Below are 1297 nucleotides of genomic sequence, written 5' to 3'. Positions count from 1 at the left end.
GCATTCAGGTGCTTGCTGAAAGAAGGCTACTGGAGTTCGCTGAATGGCTGAAACGCTTAACTGAGGCGATCATTAAAGGGTGACCTACGTGGAGTATGTTGAGTTAAATCTAAGTCTGAGCACACCGTTCCTGCCTGGCTCAGCTGATGCTAATAAAGTTGACTTGGATTGGCCACTTAGACCTAGTGAAGTTAAGGGCATTTGGCGCTGGTGGGCTAGAGCTCTAGTGGCTGGGGTATTGTTTAATAAGGGCTTACTACATGGAAAAACAGATAGATATATTGTTAAGTATACTTCACGTGAAGAAGCCTTATGCATATCGAGGATTACTGGAATACACCTAGGGCTTGGATATGCAGGCAAAGATGGTGCTAAATCATCATGCTTCAAGATAATTATTAACCCAAACACACAACAATCCCCTCAGCAGATAAATCCTAGTTTAGCTAATCAGCTTCAAAGAATTAAGTTACTTCTAAGAGGGAAAAGTGTTGAGTACTTTAGTAACGCATCCATTAAGCTTAAGATCAATAATAACATACCATGTAATTTAGGTGAAGCATCAATAGAAGCATCAATAAGCGCATTAGCCTTGGCGTTTAAGTACTCATGCTTCGGTAAAGGCGGTAGAAGGGGACTTGGATGCTTTAACATTACATCCCATGGTCAATATTCACGGATTTTCCTAATGAGCGACCAAGAGTTAATAAATACTGCTGTGGATAATGTAAGTAAGGTCGTAGATTATGCATTGGAGCAAGGAGAATGCAATAAATTGAAGAAGAAGAATGTAAGTAATTGTGAATTACCTCCAATGCCAGTGATCAGCAAGAATCTCAACTATATTAATTGTATTGATCATAAGGAAGCTAGTGATATAGCAGGCATGAAGTCGCTAAGCCCATATAACTTATTCACAGTAAAGGGTGATAACTTACTTAGTGTATTACATAATTTTTTCCTAAGAACCAATAGAATTAGGAAGATACCCAATGACGAGTTGAGCACAACATTTAATGCATGGATACTTGGCTTACCCAGAGCACAAAAGCGAAGAAGGAATGCACAAAAGCGAACTAGCACTGGATACCTTATCAGTGGTAATATAAATAGGAGGGCATCACCAATAATTATTGCAATACACAATAATGAAGCTTACATAAGTGTATTTACATCAGCTGATTGGCCAAGGGAATTAATATGGCGTGGAAGCCATGGAAAGCCTATAAACGTAAACGTTAATGAATCCAGGATAATTGAAGCAACCTCTATAGCTCTTCAAGAGTTAAAGGATTAC

At 38.9% G+C, this 1297-nt stretch carries 1 protein-coding gene; it reads left to right on the top strand.

The features are described from left to right. Positions 1 to 88: 88 nt before the first annotated feature. Positions 89 to 1297, top strand: a 1209-nt coding sequence (locus tag BP896_RS03760; RefSeq protein WP_291765810.1) for an RAMP superfamily CRISPR-associated protein, incomplete at its 3' end; no start/stop codon positions are given.

The organism is Caldivirga sp. UBA161, from assembly GCF_002506515.1.
In the GTDB taxonomy this organism is placed as follows: Archaea; Thermoproteota; Thermoprotei; order Thermoproteales; family Thermocladiaceae; genus Caldivirga.
The sequence above is the reverse complement of the archived record's forward strand: the minus strand, read 5'-3'. Positions and strand labels throughout refer to the sequence as shown.